Genomic DNA, 17,529 nt, shown 5'->3' on the forward strand with positions numbered 1-17,529 from the left:
AGCATCCGCAGCGCCTTCATCCCGGGAGGTGCAGGCGCCGCCCAGCTGAGGAAATGCCGCCGAGGTCCGACGAGTGCGCAGGTGCCGGTCGGCAGCTGGGGGAGCCGGGGTCGACTACGTGCGCTGGTCGAAGCGGCGGTCGAACACCGACTCGGCGATCCGGTTCCGCAACATCTCCAGCGAGCCACCGGCGATCATCCAGCCGCGGGTGCGACGCAGGCAGTACTCGACGAGCGAGTCGGTGCTGTAGCCCAGTCCGCCCATCACCTGCAGCGCCTCGTTCGCGCACTCGAACCCGGCCGTGTTGCAGGCCAGCTTGGCGATGGAGGTGTCGTAGGCCGAGGGCAGCCCGTCGTCGGCGCTGGTGGCGGCCTTGTAGAGCAGCAGCTGGGCGGCCTCCAGCTTGAGCGCCATGTCGGCGAACTTCCACTGCAGCCCCTGGAACTCGCACAGGGGCTTGCCGAACTGCTCGCGCACCAGCGCGTGCTCGCGGGCCTCGTTGTACGCGTACCGCCCGAGGGCGAGCGCACGGGACGAGTTGCCGATCCGCTCGACGTTGAAGCCCGAGATCTGCTTCTTGAAGCCGCCCGGGCCGAGCAGCACGTTCTCGGCCGGGATGCGGCAGTCCTCGAAGACGAGCTCTGACCACTCCTCACCACTCATGTACTCGTGCTTCGCGCCGACGGTGAGGCCGGGGGTGTCCCGCTCGACCAGGACCGAGCCGATGTTCGACGTCCCCGGACCGAACCGGACGTACACCAGGTACAGCGTCGCGTCGGGGCTGTGCGTCCCGAAGATCTTGGCGCCGTTGACGACGTACTCGTCGCCGTCCTGCACGGCGGTGGTGCGCAGCTCGGTCACCGCGGAGCCGGCCTCCGACTCCGACATGCCGAGCGAGATCACCTTCTCGCCCGAGAGCAGCCCCGGAAGGAAGCGTTCCTTCTGCTCGGGGGTTCCGTACTCGGCGAACGTGCGGATGGCGCCGAAGCTGCCGGCCTGCACGATGTCGGCCGCCTTCGGGGAGGCGTAGGCGACCTCCTGGATCGCGATGACCGCGTCCATGAGGGAAGCGCCCTGACCGCCGTCCTCCTCCTTGAGCGTCAGGCCCAGGAGGTTGTTCCTGGCCAGCTGCTTGGCCACGTCCCACGGATAGCCGGGCTCGTGGGCCAGCTCGACGGCCGATGCCTGCAGCTCCGAGCGGGCGAAGTCGCGGACCGCGGCCGCGAACGCCTCCTGATCCTCGTCGAGCCGAAAGTCCACGTTCGTACCCTCCTGTGTCGAATGACGCAATATTCTATAGGAAAGCTCGCCAAAGAAACTCCCGGCGGCCACCGCTCGGGTGGTCGCCGGGGAGCGCTCAGTCCTCGACCTCGAGCTTCACCTTGTCGGACTCCTCGCCGACGATCCGGCGACGGACCAGCTTCCAGATCGGGCCGCCGAGCATCACCAGGACCGCGACGGACCAGATGCCGATCGAGATGCCGCTGTCGAGGAAGTAGGAGAAATCGCCCCGGCTGAGGAACAACCCCTCCCGGAGGTGTTTCTCGATGAACGGCCCGAGGACCAGTCCGACGATCATCGACGCCAGCGCGAAGTCGAGTTTTCGCAGGAGATAGCCGAGCGCGCCCATGATCACGAGGACCCAGACGTCCAGCGGGCTGAAGCGGGTGCTGTACGCCCCGATCACGGCGATCACCATGATGCCGGGCATCAGCAGGCTCTTCGGGATCCGCAGCACACTGACCCAGACCCCCACCAACGGCAGATTGAGGATCAGCAGCATCACGTTCGCGACGTACATCGACGCGATGAGGCTCCAGAAGATGTCCGGGCGCTGCTCGATCAGCAGCGGGCCGGGCTGGATGCCCTGCACCACCATCGCGGCGAGCATGAGGGCGAACGTCGCGGAGAACGGCAGCCCCAGCGACAGCAGTGGCACGAGGCTGCCCACCGCCGCGCCGTTGTTCGCCGCCTCCGGCCCTGCGACGCCCTCGACCGCACCCTTGCCCAGCCGGTCCCGGTTCTTCGAGACCGCCTGCTCCGTGCGGTACGCGGCGAAGCTCGACAGCGTGGCCGACGGTCCCGGGAGCAGACCGAAGAAGAAGCCGATCAGCGAACCGCGGCCCCACGGAGCCCACGCGCGCCGCCACTCCTCGCGGCTGGGCAGCAGCTCCCGGAGCTTGACGCTCTTGATCCTGGTCGCCCGTTCCGGGTCCTCCATGATCAGGAAGATCTCGGCGATGCCGTACAGGCCGACGGCCACCGGCACCAGCGAGAAGCCCAGCGCCAGCTCCTGCAGCCCGAAGGTGTACCGGAACACGCCGGTCACCTGCTCGATGCCGACGGTGCCCAGCAGGACGCCCAGGACCATCGGGAAGTACCCGCTGGCCGTGCTGCCGCCCGCCACCCGGGCGAGCACCAGCAGACCACCCCCGGTCAGGGCCAGGTACTCGGCCGGTCCGAAGAGGAACGCCACCTCGGCCACGATCGGCGACATGAGCGTCACCAGGATGATCGCGATCGTGCCGGCGATGAACGAGCCCACCGCCATGATCGACAGGGCGGGCCCCGCGCGGCCCTTGCGGGTCATCTCGTAGCCGTCGATGGCCGTGACCACCGACGCGGCCTCCCCGGGCATGTTCATCAAGACCGACGTGGTCGACCCGCCGTACATCGACCCGGCGTAGACCCCGGCGATCATGATCAGACCGGCCGCCGGTGGCAGGGTGAAGGTCAGCGGCAGGATCAACGCGGCCCCGGCCACCGGGCCGAGGCCCGGCAGCACGCCGATCGCCGTGCCCGCCGCCGCGCCGACGAACGCGGCGAGCAGCAGTTCCGGCGTGAAGACCAGTTCGAGCCCGTAGAGCAGCCCTTCGATGGGGTTCACCAGAACAGCCCCCCGATCAGGCCGGTCGGGCCGAGCAGACCCATGGGCAGGCGGACTCCGAGCAGCTCCACGAAGAACGCGGAGATGCCCACGCCGATCGCCGTCCCGTAGACGACGTTGCGCACCCACGAGCGCGTGCCCAGCACGAACAGCGCCGCGATCATGAACAGGACCGAAGCGACGTACTGACCCAGCGGCTGGTAGAAGGTGATGAGCAGGATCAGCGCCACAGCCATCAGCAGCACCGTGCGCAGCTTCTCGCCCTTCGGGAAGTTGATCTCACCGGACACCTGGTCGGTGAACCACGCCTCCGCGATCGTGAGCAGCGACACCGCGATCATCAAGAGGCCGACGAACAGCGGAAAGACGCCGGCGCCCGGTCGTTCCTGGGTGCCGAAGGGCACGTTCACCCACGTGTACCAGCTGAACCAGACGCCGAGCAGGAGGCCGAGGGTCCCGGCGATGATGCGACCCCGACGCTTGCTGTCCAGGGCCGGGCGGCCGGCGCGGGTGCTGCCGGTCGGGCTCTGCGGACTCATACGTCCCTTTCCTGTGGTCGGACACCGGTCCGGCCGCGGCCCCGGAGGGCCGCGACCGGACCAGGTGACGGATCAGGCGTCGGAGCCCTCGAGCTCCTCGAAGATCGGCCGGTACTCGTCGATCTCCGCGGCCAGCTCCTCGAGCTGGATCGGGTCGACGACGTAGCCGTTCTCCTCGGCGAAGGCCCTGAACTCGCCGGACTCGACGATCTCCCGCGAGACCTCGACCAGCGTGTCGCGGCACTCCTCGGGCAGGTTCGCCGGGGCGATCGTGTAGTACGCCGACGGCTTGGCCGCGCCCTCGTAGATCTCGGGGATGAGCGGCAGGTCGGGCACCGGCTCGTACTCCTCGTTGTAGAAGACACCCAGCGGCCGCAGGTCCCCGGAGTCCACGAAGCCCTGCATCGACGGGTAGTAGGTGCCGATCGACTCGACCTCGCCGGCGACCACCGCGGTCAGCGCCTCCCCGCCGCCGCCGCTGAACGGCACCCGGTTGAGCTCCAGCCCCGACCGGATCTCCAGCAGCTTGGCGTTGGTGTCGGGCGTGCCGCCGACGCCGGAGGTGGCGTACCCGACCTCGTTCGGGTTCTCCTCGACGTAGGCGAAGAACTCCTCCAGCGTCTGCCACGGGGCATCGGCGTCGACCGCCAGCACCACCGGGATGTCGGCCAGCTTGACCAGCGACGTGTAGTCGTCGGTGGTCTGGAACGGCAGGTCGGGGTTCAGCAGCGGCTGGTTGGCCAGCGCCGTGTCGTTGGACAGGCCGATCGTGTAGCAGTCGGGCGCCGCGGTCACGATGCCGGTCGTGCCGATGGTCGCGGCACCGCCCTCGCGGTTCTCGACGACGACCTCCACGCCGAGCTCCTCCTCCAGCTGGGAGGCGAACTGGCGGCCGATCGGGTCGGTCGAGCCACCGGTGCCGTAGGGGATGATGTAGGTGATCGGGCGTTCTGGCTGCCAGCGCGCCTCGTCGCCGCCGGCGGCAGCGACGTCCGTGTCGTCGGTGCCGGCGTCGCCGCCGCAGGCGACCAGGGCCAGGGCGCTCGCGGCCGCGAGCGCGCCGCGCAGGGTGTGCTTCTTCATGGTCGGTCGATCTCCTCGTCGTCGAGTGGAAGGAAGTACTGCTCGGGCTCGCCGCCGGGGCGGCGACGTCGGGGAAGGTCGGGGAAGGGCATCACCCATCGGCAGCTCCGCGGGCAGGGCCAGGGGAGACGTCGACGGTCACGGCCTCCGTGGTACCGAAGCTCGGTACGAGCATCGAGTGCTTGCCGGGGCCGCCGGCCACCATGACGAGCAGGCTCTCGGGCCCGTCGAGCATGGGGACGACGCCGTCGTCCGGCACGTCGGCGAAGACGTGCGGAGCGGTGCGCCGGTACCGGTCGAAGTTGCCCTCGGAGACACCGGCGAGGCTGATCCGGGCGCGCGGGTGGGCGTGCAGCGCCTCCTGGATCCGCCGCCGGTCGTAGCCCTCGCGCGCCAGCACCTCGGCGTGCTCCGGGCCCAGCACGAGCAGCAGCTGACCGCGCAGGTACAGGTTGTTGCTGCCCAGACTGGCCAGGGTGCCGGCGATCGTGTTGAGGATGCCGGCGGCGTCGGTGCTGCCGTGGTCGTTGATGTTGTGCGGCGCCTCACCACCGAAGACCGTGACCGCACCCCCCGGCCCGCCACCTCGTGCCGCGTGGAAGGTCTCGAACGGGGAGCCTGCCGCGTTCTCGGCGATGCAGTACGCGTACTTGCCCGGCGTCCCGTGGGTGGCTCGGTCGGTCTCCCCCGGTCGTGCCTCGCCGACGTTCTGCAGCACGAGCCGCAGCGCGCGCCCGACACCGGCATTGGCGCGGTTGCCCTGCCCGAAGGCATTGGGGCCCCCGTTGAAGCCCAGCCGCTCGGCGACCGGACCGTGCACGACCACGAGCGGGGTCACGGGATGGGTCGTGGTGGTGAGCGCCTGGAGGTTGAAGCGTGGTTCCAGTGCGGCCTCGACGGCCGCGACGACCACCGGCGTCAGCTCCGGGGGGCAGCCGGCCATGACCGCGTTAGCCGCGATCGCCCCCACGCTGGCGCCCCGGTTCGACGGCGGCACGAGACCGACCAGATGGCCGGCGTCGCGTCCCGTGGCCGCCACCGCTCGCTCGACCAGCTCCTCGGTCGGCGGCACCGACGGCAGCCCGTCACTCCACCGTCGCTCCTCGGCGAACGCCAGGAACTCCAGCACGTCGCCGGGGGCGTCGTGCACGGCAGGTGCCGGCACCGTCTCCACCTCCTCGGGAGAGGACAGCAGCGCGGCGGCCACGCGGTCGACGGCAGCGGCCAGCATGTCGTCGAGCTGCTCGGGCTCCACCCCGCCGATCGGATGGGGGATCGTGACGACCGCCATCGACTCCAGGCCCTGCTGGCGGGCGACCGCCCGCGCCAGGGGAAGGAACGAGTCCGTGGCGATCATGACCGTGGGAATTCCGCGGCGTTCGAGCTCAGCTGAGTCATGGACACTCCACGACGTGCAGGAGCCCTAGTCACCGACGCCCACGACGGCGGCGTCGAAGTTGCGGAACCGGTCGAGCACCTCGGCTTCGAACGGGCGGGAGGAGTTCGGCTTCTCGGCGCCCTCCGGCTCCTGGGTCCCGAACCGCTCGGCCAGGTGCCCGGCCAGCCGCCTCACCACGTGCTCGGCGTTCGGCTTGCCGTTGTTGAGGACGGCGATGCGCGCGCCGGCCAGGGATGCCGGGCGGGGCGTGGTGTCCAGCCGCTGGGTGGGGGGCTCGCTGCCCGACGGGTCGACGATCCGTACGACCATCCCAGGACCTCCCTTCACGGCGCGCACCCTGCGCGCCCGGTCGGCGTTGCACGATGACCCGGACCGTCAGACGGCCCATGGACTGGACCGTATAGGATGTATGTGATGGCGACAACAGCCTCGGGTGATGCAGGCAACAGTCGTTAGCAGGCTGTGATCCTGAGGCGGGCCGTACCGGTGCCTGCGGACCTGGCGCGGCTCGCACCAGCTCGGACGGGTGGGATTCCGCAACCGCGTTCCCCGATCGGTGTCCCCCGGCGTCTATCTTGTATAGCGTGCCGGGAGGCGCCCGTCGCGTGTGTGGCGCGCGGAGGGCGCACGGCATGATCCGGCCGTCCCCACCTCGGTCGGGACGCACGCGGACGACGACCAGGACGGTGCCGGGATGACACAGACGAGCACTCCTCAGGGGCAGGGCCTGACCGGTCCTCCGCTGAGCAAGACCGAGTACGTCCTCCAGCGGCTCCGCGAGGACATCGCCAGCGGCATCGTGGTCCCCGGAACGTCGCTCCGGCAGAGCGAGATCGCGGCCCGCTACGGCGTGAGCGCGACCCCGGTGCGGGAGGCACTCCGGCTGCTGGAGGCCGGCGGCACCATCAGCTACGCCCCGCACCGCGGGGCGACCGTCCGCGAGCTCCCGGCGGATCGGGTCAAGGACGTCTACCTGCTCCGGGCCGAGATCGAAGGCCTGGCGACCGCCGTGGCGTGCGAGCGGATGACCGACGAGCAGTTCGCACGGATCGAGGCGGTGCACGCCGAGATCGGGGCGCACCGCGGGGCCAGCGGGGAGGAGCTCGCCGTCCTCAACCGCCGGCTGCACTTCACGATCTACCACGCGGGTTCGGAGCTGATCGCTTCCCACGCGTCGAGCCTGTGGACGCTGTTCCCGCCGCGGGTCACGATCTGGGCGGACCCGGATGCGGCGGCCGCGCTCGCCGCGGACCACGACGAGATCATTGCGGCGCTGCGCGACCGCGACCCCCAGCGGGCACAGGACCGGGCCCGCGACCACGTCCTGCACGCGGCCAAGTTGCGCGAGCACCTCTAGAAGCCACCCGTACGACAGGAGCTGTCATGTCTGCAGACGCCACCGCCACCGCGGCCAGGACCGAGGCCGCGGAGGAGCTCACCGCGATGCTCGACGACGGGGTCAGCGTCGAGATCGCCGACGTGGAGGCCGGTGTGTACGAGCTGCGGCTGAGCTTCGCCGACTCCGCGTGCGCGGACTGCCTGGTCCCCGAGCCCACGCTGATCGCGATCGCGACCGACGCCCTGGAGCGACGGGGCGCCCCGGTCACGACGATGACGGTGCAGCGCCCCGCCTGAGCTGCTGCTCCCCACACGACTTGGGGCGGCTGCTCCGTCAGTTCGGTGGCGCCACTCTTCCCGAGACCAGCGCCGCCGTCGCCAGCACCACGCAGGACAGCCACCAGGCCCCCGCGACCCCGGCCGAGGCCGCCACGACGCCGGCCAGCCCGGGCACCGCCACCTGGCCGACCCGGTTGGCCACCATCCGCAGGGCCAGCACGCTGCTGCGCGCACCGGCCGGCACGGCCCGGGCCAGCAGGCTCATGGTGAGCGGTTGCCCCACGCCCAGCGCGAAGCCGCCGACGAACAACGCGACGCCCATGCCGATCTGGCCGATGCCCCCGATCGGGACGACGGCGAGCGTGGCGGCCGCGCCCGCGGCGCTGAGCACGATCAGCTGCTCGCGGGTGCGCCACCGCAGCATGACGTCCAGCAGCAGCCGCGAGGACATGGTCGCGGCCGACCGGAGCGCAAGCAGAACACCGACCACCATCGGGGAGATCCCCCGTCGCTCAGCGATCAGCGGCAGGTACGCGGTGAGGATGTCGACCGTGGACAGCAGGGCGAGGCTGGCGTACATGCCGGCCCCCACGCCCCGGTAGCGCATCAGGGTCAGGCTGGACTCGATCGGCGCCGGCTCCTGCCCTGCGGGTGGGCGAGGCAGCCGCGGTACCCGCAGTGCCACCAGCCCGACGAGCGGCAGCGGCAGCAGGCCGACACCCGCGGCCACCCACAACGCGACCCGGCTGGCCTCGAGCAGGGCGGCTCCGCTGGCGTCGCCCAGCAGAGCGCCCACCAGGAGCGGCCCGAACATCTGCCCCAACGCGACCGCCGCGGTGAACAGGCCGAAACCGCGATCGAGCAGGTGGTCACCGGACCAGCGGGCGATGATGCCCTGCGCCGACAGCATGAAGACCAGCTGCCCGAGGCCGAGGACGGCGCTGGTCGCGGCGAGTGCCACCAGGCTGCTGGTCATCGACATGAGCAACGTGCCGCCGGCCGACAACAGCACCCCGACGGCCACCACCGCGCTCAGTCCGCGGAGCCGGTCGGTCAACCGACCGAGCGGCATGGCGACGAAGAGTGGCAGGACGGCGAACGCGGCGGTGACGAGGCCCACGGCCAGCGCGTCACCGCCGAGGCCGATGACCCGGTACGTGACCAGGGGCCGGGCCAGGTTCAGCGCCGCCTGGGTCAACATGGCGCAGACCAGCAACGGAACCAGCCAACGCGGCAGGCGGGCCTTGTTCACCCCGACACCACTGCAGCTCTCCTCCCGCCCCGCCTGCCCGTCATGCCCACCGCCCGCTCAGGTGACGAGGAACTCCCCGCCGTTGACGTGCACCGCCTGCCCGGTGATGTACTCGCCCTCGGCGACCAGGAAGCGGACGGTGCGGGCGATGTCCTCCACCGAGCCCGGATGCCGGACGGGGATGCCCTTCGACCGCTCCTCGTAGGACAGCGTCGGGTACCACTCCTTGGGGCGGGTCGTGTGGATCAGACCCGGGACGACCGTGTTCACCGTGATCCCCGACGGCCCGAACTCCAGAGCCAGGGCCTTGGTGAAGCCGTGGATGCCGGCCTTCACCGTGACGCCGTGCGCCCGGTTGAGGATCCCGGAGAACCCGTCCCGACCGGAGATGTTGATGACCCGGCCCCAGCCGGCTTCGACCATGCCGGGAATGGCGGCCTGGGCGCAGTGGAAGGCACCGGTCAGCCCGATGCCGAGGACCCAGTTCCAGTCCTCCGGGGAGATCTCCAGGAACGGCTGGTGCGGCCGGACCGCGGCGTTGTTGACCAGGATGTGCACCGGCCCCAGGGCGGCGGTGGCCTGGTCGAAGACCGCGCGGACGTCCTCGACCTTCGATACGTCGCCGGCGACGACGACGGCCTTGCTGCCCAGGGCGCGCACCTCGTCGGCCGTCTGCTCGCCTTCGGCGAGGTTCTGCCGGACGTTGACGACGATGTCGGCGCCCGCGGCGGCGAGCTCGCGGGCCATGGCGCGCCCGATGTTGCGCCCAGCCCCGGTGATCAGGGCCGTTCGCCCGGCGAGCGGTCGCGGGCTCTCTGCCATCACTCTCTCCTCTGCTCGCGGTCGCACGGGAAGCGACCGGCCGATCTCATACTGTATAGAACCCGCATGTCGCCAGGTCCGGGAGGCTGCCCGACGGAGTCAGGACGCCTTGACGGCCAGGACGGGAACGGCGGCGTCGAGCAGGATGCGCTGCGCGTTGCTGCCCATGATCAGCTTGCCGACCAGGCTCCGCCGGCGCAGGCCGATCACCAGTAGTGGAGCACCGACCTCCTCGGCGAGGTTCACGAGGTGCTCGCTCGGACTGTGCTGAGTGCCGAGCCTCCGCACCTCGAAGGGAACACCCGCCGCCGCCAGAGTGTCCTGCAGCGCGGCGGCGTCCTCCTCACCGATGCGCTTGGCGTCGGCGAAGCCGTCGGAGCCGGCCGAGTTGGCCACGAGCACACCGGTGCCGCGCAGGCGTGCCTCGGCGATGCCGTGCTCCAGTGCGGCCCTGCCCTGGGCGTTGGGGACGTACCCCACCACGACCGGCGGGGTGCTGAACGATTCGGACATGGAACGCTCCTGGTCGGGACGTCCGGCAGCACCGGACGGGTGCGGGAGGGCGGCCGGCGACCGTCCTCGGTACGAGGTGCTAGCGGTTCCGCCCCGCGTCCCGGCGCCCGAGCCGACGGCGGAAGGCGAGGAGTCGGACGTTGAGCAGCGTGGCGATCGCCAGGACGGTCAGCCCGTAGACCGCCTGCCCGACGACGAAGAAGAGGCCGCTGATCAGCAGCAGCGCGACGAGGATCCCGTAGAGGATCGCCATGCGGGACCGTCGGGGACCAGCCATGGCCGCATTCTGCTCCCGCGCCCCACCGGGGCCGCCCGGGGTGCCGGCGCCGGTCACGAGTCCGGCCAGTCGTAGAAGCCACGTCCCGCCTTGCGGCCGAGCTCCCCGCGGGCGACCTTCTCGACCAGCAGGTCCGGCGGTCCGAAGCGCGGGCCCAGCGTCCCCGCCAGGTGACGGGCGATGCCCAGCCGGACGTCGAGACCCACCAGATCGGTGAGGCGCAGGGGTCCCATCGGGTGCTTGTAGCCCAGCGTCATCGCCGCGTCGATGTCGGCGGCCGAGGCGACCCCCTCCTCGACCATCCGGATCGCCTCCAGGCCGAGCGCGAGACCCAGCCGGCTGCTCGCGAACCCGGGGGCGTCGCGGACGACGATCGGCGTCTTCCCCAGCGTCGCCACCCACCCGGTGGCCCGCTCGACGACCTCCGCGGCGGTTCGCTCCCCCACCACGACCTCGACCAGCAGGCTGGCCGGCACCGGATTGAAGAAGTGCAGCCCCAGCGACCGGTCCGGGCGGTCCAGGGCACCGGCCAGTCGGGTGATCGGCAGGCTGCTGGTGTTGGTGGCGATGACCGCGTCGGGCGCGACCACCCCTTCGACGGCGGTGAACACCCGAGCCTTGAGCTCGACGTCCTCGGGCACCGCCTCCACCACGAGCCCGCAGCCGGCCAGCGCCTTCGTGCCGGTGGCCACCTCCAGCCGGGCGACGACGTCGTTCACCGCGGCGCCCAGCGTGCCGCGCTCGGCGCTGCGGCGCACCGCCTGCACGACCCGCTCGCGGGCGGCCGGCGCGGCCGTCGCATCGGCCTCGACGAGGACCACCTCGCTACCGGCGAGCAGCAGCGCGTGCGCGATGCCCGCCCCCATGCGGCCGCCGCCCACGACGCCGGTCCGGGCCGGCAGGGCCACCGGGGCGCTCACCGGGCCCGCCACTGCGGGGCGCGCTTCTCGGCGAAGGCCCGCACGCCTTCGACGCGGTCCTCGCTGGAGTAGGGGTCGGGCCGCACGTCGAGGCGCAGGGCCGCGGCCGGCGCCTGGTGCAGGCTCGACTGGATGACCGCCTTGTACCGGCGGATGGTCAGCGGTGCGTTGGCCAGCAGGACCCGCACGTACTCCTCCGCGGTGGCCGCCAGCTCGCCGAGCGGGACGACCCGGTTCACCAGTCCCCAGCGGGCCGCCTCCTCGGCGTCGATCGTGCGACCGCTGTACAGGAGGTCGTAGGCGACGCCGAGCGGCACCAGCCGGGGCAGCATCACCGACCCGAAGTTGGCGCCCATCCCCCGCAGCGCCTCCGGCAGCCCGAGCTTCGCCGTGTCGGCCGCGATGCGCACGTCGCAGGCCATCGCCAGCTCCAGGCCTCCGCCCATGGCCCAGCCGTTGAGGGCGGCGACGGTGGGCTTGCGGCACTCGAGGACGACCTCGAACGGGTTGCGGAGCGGTTGGCGCATCGGGGAGGGCGGGGGCCCGCCAGCTGCGTCGTGGCCGGCCAGCTCCTTCAGGTCGCGGCCGGCCGAGAATGCCTGGTCGCCGGCGCCGGTGATCAGCACCGCCCACACGTCGTCGTCGGCGTCGAACCGGACGAAGGTCTCGACGAGGCCGGCCATGACGTCGGAACCGAGCGCGTTGCGCCGCTCGGGCCGGTCGATGGTCACGTAGCCCACCCGGTCGCGGACCTCCACCCGCAGCCCCCCGGTCATGCGCGCACGCCCGGGGTGCCATCCAGTGCCAGCGCCGCCGTCGGGTTGGCCACGGTCATCGCCTCGATGTCGGCCTGCGAGAAGCCGCGGTCACGCATCGCGTCGATGTACTGCTGGAAGCCGACGATCGGCGAGACGTTGTGCGCCTGACCGAAGTCGGTGGCCATGACCGTGCTGTCGACGCCGACGGTGCGGATCGCCTCGGCGACCCGCTCCAGCGGCACCGCGTCACTGGTGGGCAGCGTGATCACGAAGACCCGCTCGAACCACACGCCGCCGAGCTCGGCCAGCTCGAGCTGCTGGTCCAGCCCCAGGCCGACGCAGGAGTGCTCGGGGTGGGTGATCAGCACGTTCGGCACGCCGCGCCGGCGGGCCTCGGGCACGACCTGCATGATCTCGGCCGGCCCGATGTGCCCGGTGGCGAGCGTCGCCCCGGCCCCGGCGATCAGATCCAGCACCCGGCAGACGTCCGCGGTCGGCCGTCCCTCCTGGTCGAGCATGTCGAGGCCGGGGCCCTCGATGGTGCCCAGGGCCTTGAGGCTGCCGCTGGCGATGCCCTTCTCCGCGGCGTGCCGGATCTGGTTGGCCGAGGTGATGGTGGGCAGCCAGATCACCCGACCACCGAGCTTCAGCACGGTCTCGACCGCGTGGGGATTGACCCCACCGGTCGACTGGACGTTGAGCACGGCACCGCCGAGGATCTGCGCGTCGTGCGCGTGCTCCTGCGCCATCGTGGCTCGCGTCGCGGTGACGGTGTGGTGGCTCTTGAGCACCACGGCCCGGTAGCCGGCCTCGTCGACCGCCCGGGCCAGTTGTGAATCGGTCACCGACCGGGGGACGACGTCGGGGGCCGTATGCACGTGGGTGTCCACCAGGCCGGCCGGCCAGGTGCGGTTCATCGGCGTCCTCTCGTCGGGCGGTGCGTCAGAAGATGCGGTTCTCGATCGGCTGCCCCGACCAGAAGCGGGCGACGTTGTCGAGCACCGCCTGCGCCTTCTGGGCCGAGGCCGACCGGGTGCCGGCCGCGCAGTGGGGTGTGACGACGACGTTGGGCAGCCCGAACAGGGGGTTGTCCGGCGCCACCGGCTCCTGCTCGAAGACGTCGAGGCCGGCGGCCGCCGGCCGGCCGGCCCGCAGCGCCTCGACCAGGTCGGCCTCGACCACCAGCCCGCCCCGGGCGGTGTTGACGAAGAGGGAGTGGTCCCGCATGAGCGCGAGCCGGCGGGCATCCACCATGCCCCGGTTCTCCGGGAGGAGTGGACAGTGCAGGCTCACGACGTCGGATTCGGCGAAGAGCTCGTCGAGGCTCGCGGCGGTGCGCACCGGGCGGTCCGCCCACTCGTCGCCGAGCGGGGTGTCCTGCCGGCGGTGGACGAGCACGTCGCTCCCCAGGGCGAGGACGGCCCGGGCGACGACCTGCGCGATCCGGCCGAAGCCGACCAGCCCGACCGTGTTGCCGGCGAGACCGACGGAGACGTCCCGGTAGTCCCACTTCGGCCAGCCCCCCTGCCGGGCGACCTCGTCGTGCAGCCGCACCAGGTGCCGGCCGGCGGCCAGCATGAGCAGCAGGCTGTGCTCGGCGACGGATTCGGCGGTGCCGGCGGTGCAGACGGCCAGGGAGATCCCGCGTTCGCGGAGCAGGTCCTGGTCGACCGCGTCGAGGCCGACTCCCTGGCGGTGCACCAGCCGCAACTGGCGTGCGGCGTCCAGGTGCGCGGCCGTGATCGGGGTGTTGTCGGTGTGGACGACGACGTCGGCGTCGGCGATCAGCCGGAGCTTGCCGTCCTCGTCGTCGCGGTCGTGCAGCGCCGACAACCGCCATCCCACGGGCAGACGCTCGCGGTACAGGCCATTGATCGGCCCCTCCGGCCCCCAGAACAGCAGGTGCGGGCCGTCGCTCATGCGGGCTCCCCGGGGCCGCCGAGCAGCTCGAAGAGCCGCGCCGGGTCGTCGAAGGCCCAGATCGCCTCGGCGATCGCCCGGCACCGCTGCTCGCCCACGACCGGCCCCGCCAGGCGGTGCAGCTTGCCCTCGAGGTCGTCGTCGCGCACGGGGTTGCTCGGCTCGCCGTAGGGCTGGTCGATCCGTAGCACCCGCTCCCGTCCACCCTCCCGGACGGTGACGCGCGCGGGCCGCATGGCCGGATAGTCGCGGACGCAGTCCTCGGCCTCCTCGACCTCCACGACGTCGACGATCCGCGCGATGCGCGGGTCCTCGCGCACGTCGTCGGCGAAGTGCTCGAGGGACGGCGCACCGTGCACCATGGTCACCGCCACCGCGTACGGGATGCTCAACTGCGCGGCGATGAAGTCGTCGACGCGCCGGCTGCCGTGGCGGGCGGCCGCGGGGAAGGTCTCCACCCGCACCGACTCGACCGTGTCGACGTCGATCGGCTCCTCGGCCCCCATGGCGAGGATCGCGTCGATCGGCCCGTGCAGGTGACGGCAGCACGGGTAGGGCTTGACGTACATGCCGAGCATCCGCCACTCGGCGCCCAGGTCGCCGACGAGGTGGTCGCGGTCGAACTCGTCGTCGGCGAAGGCGTGGAAGTAGCCGTTCGGGCCCTCGAGCACGGTGCTCGGTCCGGTCAGGCCGCGCGCGGCGAGCTCGGCGCTGACGACGCCGTCGCGGGCGGCCTTCCCCGGGTGCAGCCGCTTGACCTCGCCGCCGCCGTGCAGGAACTCGAACAGCCCCCCCGCGTGCGAGCCCGCGATGCCGAGGGCGTCGGCCATCACCGCCCGGTCGCCGTCGAGGAGCCGGGCCGTGGCGGTCGCCGCGCCGAAGACCCCGTTGAGGGCGGTGTTGTGGAAGCCGCGGCGCCAGGTGGCGGGGTGCCCGGCTCCCCCGATCCGGCAGTGGACCTCCAGCCCGAGCGCGGTCGCCAGCAGGATCTGCTCGGGCCCGGCGTCGTGGGCCTCGGCCACGGCGAGCACCGCGGAGCCGACGGGGCCCCCCGGGTGCGTGCTGCCCGGGGTGTAGCCGTCGTCCACCTCGAGTCCGTGGGTTGCCGTCCCGTTCACCAGGGCGGCGCTCGGAGCGGTGACCCGCAGGGACGTGCCGAGGACGGTGGACGGGCCGGACGACTCGGTCTCGGCCACGTACCGCTGCAGGATGCGGGCCGGCGCCGAGGCCGACCCCACCAGGGTGGCGGCGACGTAGTCGAGCAGCACACGCTTGGCCTGGTGCACCACGGGGTCGGGCAGGTCGGCGAACCGCAGACCGGCCGCCCAGTCGACCAGCTGCGCGGTGAGCCCCGTCGCGGGCGCCGGAGCCGGGCGGACGGCGGTCACCGGTCACCTCCGCCGTGCGCCCGCAGCGCCCGGGCCCCGGCCATGACGGCGGCGATCGCCAGCGTGGCCCGGTCCGGCGCGTCGAGCACGTGCACCCCGGCCTCCCGGTAGGCCGCCAACGCCCTGGGCGCCAGTTGGTCGCCGCCGTAGCGGGAGACGTAGAGCGGTATGCCGAGCTTCTCCCGCATCTCGACGACCTTCTCCGCGAGCTTCGCGGCGTACGGGTCGGCGTTGGTGGTGAACTGCAGCAGCAGCGCGTCGTACTCACCGCGCTCGGTCAGTGCGAGGAGCAGCCGCTCGAACGCCTCGGGCTGGGTGATCATCTGGTAGCTGCAGTCCAGCGGGTTGCGCACCGCCGCGTAGGACGGCACGTGTGGACGGACCGCCTCCCGTGTCGCCTCGGAGAGCTCGGGCAGCTCGATGCCGGCGACCTCCCCCTCGTCCGCGATGATCGAGCAGGCGCCGCCGGAGAAGGTCACCGCCACCAGCCGGTCGCCGGCCGGGAGCGGCTCCTGGGCGGCGAGGGCGACGGCGTCCTCGAGCACCCGCAGCGACGGCACGCTGACCATGCCGGCCGCGCGGACGACGGCCTCGCGGACGGCGAAGGACCCGACCATCGCGCCGGTGTGGCTCAGCGCCGCGGCGCGGCCCCGGTCCGAGCGCACCATGTTGTAGGCGAACATCGGCTTGCCGGCGGCGGCCATGCGGCGGCCGGCCGCGATGAACCGCGGCCCGTCCTTGATGTCCTCGAGCAGCAGCGCGATCGACTTCGTCTCCTCGTCGCCGGCCAGCCACTCGAGGTAGTCGGCGATGACCAGGTCGGCCTCGTTGCCCGCGTGGATCCAGTAGGACAGCCCGATCCGCTCCCCCATCAGCCGGGTGCCGAGGCAGCTGCCGAGCGCACCGGAGCTGCTGAGCAGGGCCACGCCGCCCGGGGCGATCTTCTCCTCCAGGCCACCGGAGATCGAGGCGGTGAGCTTGCGGAACGGCGCGACCACGCCCATGTCGTTGGGCCCGGCCAGCGGCACCCCGCCCTCCCGCAGGATGCGGGCCAGCTCCTCCTGGGCGGCCCGCCCCTCCTCGCCGACCTCGGCGAAGTCGGAGCTGTGCACGATGACGCCACCGGCCTTCTTCTCCACGGCCTGCCGCGCCACGTCGAGGACGAACCGGCCGGGGACGGTGACGCACACGAGGTCCGGCGAACCCTCGACCTCGGCCAGCGAGGCGTAGCGCTTCCGGCCGCGGACCTCGCCGCCGGAGGGATGCACGGCGTCGAGCCGACCGGGGAAGCCGTGGTCGTCGAGGTAGCGGAACAGCCGGGCACCGACCTTGTGCGGATCGTCGGAGACCCCGACCACCACGACGTGCTGCGGGCGCAGCATCCGGTCCAGGTCGTAGCGGGCCCGCTCGACCAGCGGCGGCTCCTCGGTGCGGATGATCCGGGCGTCGACGACGGTCACGCCCTCGCCCTCGTGGCCGACCATCACCGGGTTGAGGTCGAGCTCGACGATGCCGGGGTCGCTCTCGACGAGTTCCGACACCGCGACGATCGTGTCCACGAGCGCGTCGACGTCGCGCCTCGACTCGCCGCGGAAGCCGTCGAGGAGCGGCCAGGCGCGCAGGCGGCGGAGCGCCGCACGCGCCTCGTCGCGGTTCAGCGAAGCCATCGTGGTCACCACGTCGTTGTGCACCTCGGTGGCGACGCCGCCGAGGCCGACGACGACGGCCGCGCCCAGCTGGGGGTCGCGGCGTGCGCCCACCAGGATCTCCAGGCCGCGCACCTGCTGCTGCATCACCAGGGGGAAGGCGCCCTCGCCGAGGCGGGCGACCATGTCCTCCGCGGAGTCGGTCACCGCAGCGATGCTGCGCAGGCCGAGTACGACGCCGCCGGCGTCGGTCTTGTGCAGCAGGCCACCGGCCTTCAGCACGATCGGCGTGGTCCCGAGACCGGCGAAGGCGCCCGGGACCTCGTCGAGCGCGGCGACCGACGCGCTGCGGGCCTGCGGGATGCCCGCGCCCTCGAGGAGAGCGGTGACCTGGGCGGGGGGCAGAGCCTGAGGCTGCACGTCGGTTCTCTTTCCGTGACCGGGGGAGGATGCGGCGTAATCGACATTCTATACAGTGTGGCAATGCCGGGAAGCCAGTCAGCTTCGG

The 17,529-nt window shown here is 72.1% G+C and carries 18 protein-coding genes; 2 read left to right on the forward strand and 16 right to left on the reverse strand.

The genetic code is table 11. The features are described from left to right. Nucleotides 1-114 precede the first annotated feature (114 nt). The 6 genes from E4P41_RS00445 to E4P41_RS00470 form a co-directional block, all read right to left on the reverse strand. Entirely contained in the window at nt 115-1,260 is a 1,146-nt protein-coding gene (locus E4P41_RS00445; RefSeq protein ID WP_135138911.1) for an acyl-CoA dehydrogenase, read from the reverse strand. A gap of 97 nt (nt 1,261-1,357) precedes the next feature. Next, nucleotides 1,358-2,887: a tripartite tricarboxylate transporter permease gene (locus E4P41_RS00450; RefSeq protein WP_135138912.1), complete on the reverse strand. Its 1,530-nt coding sequence runs from the start codon at nt 2,885-2,887 to the stop codon at nt 1,358-1,360. After that, the gene (locus tag E4P41_RS00455) at nt 2,884-3,426 is read right to left on the reverse strand and encodes a tripartite tricarboxylate transporter TctB family protein (RefSeq protein ID WP_135138913.1); all 543 of its coding nucleotides are present in this window, start codon (nt 3,424-3,426) and stop codon (nt 2,884-2,886) included. Before E4P41_RS00455 ends, E4P41_RS00450 begins: the two co-directional genes overlap by 4 nt. Nucleotides 3,427-3,498: 72 nt before the next feature. Then, the gene (locus tag E4P41_RS00460) at nt 3,499-4,509 is read right to left on the reverse strand and encodes a tripartite tricarboxylate transporter substrate binding protein (RefSeq protein ID WP_135138914.1); all 1,011 of its coding nucleotides are present in this window, start codon (nt 4,507-4,509) and stop codon (nt 3,499-3,501) included. Between the two features lie 91 nt (nt 4,510-4,600). Beyond that, entirely contained in the window at nt 4,601-5,866 is a 1,266-nt protein-coding gene (locus E4P41_RS00465) for a hypothetical protein (protein WP_245177007.1), read from the reverse strand. A 66-nt stretch (nt 5,867-5,932) separates the two neighbouring features. After that, a complete protein-coding gene (locus E4P41_RS00470) occupies nt 5,933-6,217 on the reverse strand; it encodes a hypothetical protein (RefSeq protein WP_135138915.1) in 285 nt (94 codons plus the stop codon). Nucleotides 6,218-6,602: 385 nt separating this feature from the next. Here E4P41_RS00470 and E4P41_RS00475 point away from each other — a divergent pair, with 385 nt between their 5' ends. After that, nucleotides 6,603-7,265 carry a GntR family transcriptional regulator gene (locus tag E4P41_RS00475; protein ID WP_135138916.1) on the forward strand — a complete coding sequence of 221 codons (663 nt, stop codon included), beginning with the start codon at nt 6,603-6,605 and terminating at the stop codon, nt 7,263-7,265. A gap of 26 nt (nt 7,266-7,291) precedes the next feature. Beyond that, nucleotides 7,292-7,543: a hypothetical protein gene (locus tag E4P41_RS00480; protein ID WP_135138917.1), complete on the forward strand. Its 252-nt coding sequence runs from the start codon at nt 7,292-7,294 to the stop codon at nt 7,541-7,543. 37 nt (nt 7,544-7,580) lie between these two features. Here the strand turns inward: E4P41_RS00480 and E4P41_RS00485 are convergent, their stop codons facing one another. The 10 genes from E4P41_RS00485 to E4P41_RS00530 all read right to left on the reverse strand — a co-directional run bounded on the left by E4P41_RS00485 (nt 7,581) and on the right by E4P41_RS00530 (nt 17,441). Then, complete coding sequence (locus E4P41_RS00485; protein WP_209307450.1) at nt 7,581-8,777, reverse strand: MFS transporter; 1,197 nt, start codon at nt 8,775-8,777, stop codon at nt 7,581-7,583. Between the two features lie 57 nt (nt 8,778-8,834). After that, nucleotides 8,835-9,599: an SDR family NAD(P)-dependent oxidoreductase gene (locus tag E4P41_RS00490; protein ID WP_135138918.1), complete on the reverse strand. Its 765-nt coding sequence runs from the start codon at nt 9,597-9,599 to the stop codon at nt 8,835-8,837. Nucleotides 9,600-9,698: 99 nt separating this feature from the next. Then, nucleotides 9,699-10,112, reverse strand: coding sequence for a universal stress protein (locus E4P41_RS00495; protein WP_135138919.1), 414 nt, complete (start codon nt 10,110-10,112; stop codon nt 9,699-9,701). A gap of 79 nt (nt 10,113-10,191) precedes the next feature. Further along, the gene (locus tag E4P41_RS00500; RefSeq protein ID WP_135138920.1) at nt 10,192-10,389 is read right to left on the reverse strand and encodes a hypothetical protein; all 198 of its coding nucleotides are present in this window, start codon (nt 10,387-10,389) and stop codon (nt 10,192-10,194) included. 53 nt (nt 10,390-10,442) lie between these two features. After that, on the reverse strand, nt 10,443-11,309 hold the full coding sequence (locus E4P41_RS00505; protein WP_245177008.1) for a 3-hydroxyacyl-CoA dehydrogenase family protein: 867 nt from the start codon (nt 11,307-11,309) through the stop codon (nt 10,443-10,445). Further along, nucleotides 11,306-12,085, reverse strand: coding sequence for an enoyl-CoA hydratase-related protein (locus E4P41_RS00510; RefSeq protein WP_135138921.1), 780 nt, complete (start codon nt 12,083-12,085; stop codon nt 11,306-11,308). The genes E4P41_RS00505 and E4P41_RS00510 overlap by 4 nt, the downstream gene beginning before the upstream one ends. After that, nucleotides 12,082-12,984, reverse strand: a complete 903-nt coding sequence (locus E4P41_RS00515) for a DUF6282 family protein (protein WP_135138922.1) — start codon at nt 12,982-12,984, stop codon at nt 12,082-12,084. Before E4P41_RS00515 ends, E4P41_RS00510 begins: the two co-directional genes overlap by 4 nt. 25 nt (nt 12,985-13,009) lie before the next feature. After that, nucleotides 13,010-13,987: a 2-hydroxyacid dehydrogenase gene (locus E4P41_RS00520; RefSeq protein ID WP_135138923.1), complete on the reverse strand. Its 978-nt coding sequence runs from the start codon at nt 13,985-13,987 to the stop codon at nt 13,010-13,012. Next, nucleotides 13,984-15,375: an MmgE/PrpD family protein gene (locus tag E4P41_RS00525; protein ID WP_135138924.1), complete on the reverse strand. Its 1,392-nt coding sequence runs from the start codon at nt 15,373-15,375 to the stop codon at nt 13,984-13,986. The genes E4P41_RS00520 and E4P41_RS00525 overlap by 4 nt, the downstream gene beginning before the upstream one ends. Continuing rightward, the gene (locus tag E4P41_RS00530; protein ID WP_135138925.1) at nt 15,372-17,441 is read right to left on the reverse strand and encodes an acetate--CoA ligase family protein; all 2,070 of its coding nucleotides are present in this window, start codon (nt 17,439-17,441) and stop codon (nt 15,372-15,374) included. Before E4P41_RS00530 ends, E4P41_RS00525 begins: the two co-directional genes overlap by 4 nt. Nucleotides 17,442-17,529 lie beyond the last annotated feature (88 nt).

Source organism: Geodermatophilus sp. DF01-2 (assembly GCF_004571065.1).
Taxonomy (GTDB): Bacteria; Actinomycetota; Actinomycetes; order Mycobacteriales; family Geodermatophilaceae; genus Geodermatophilus.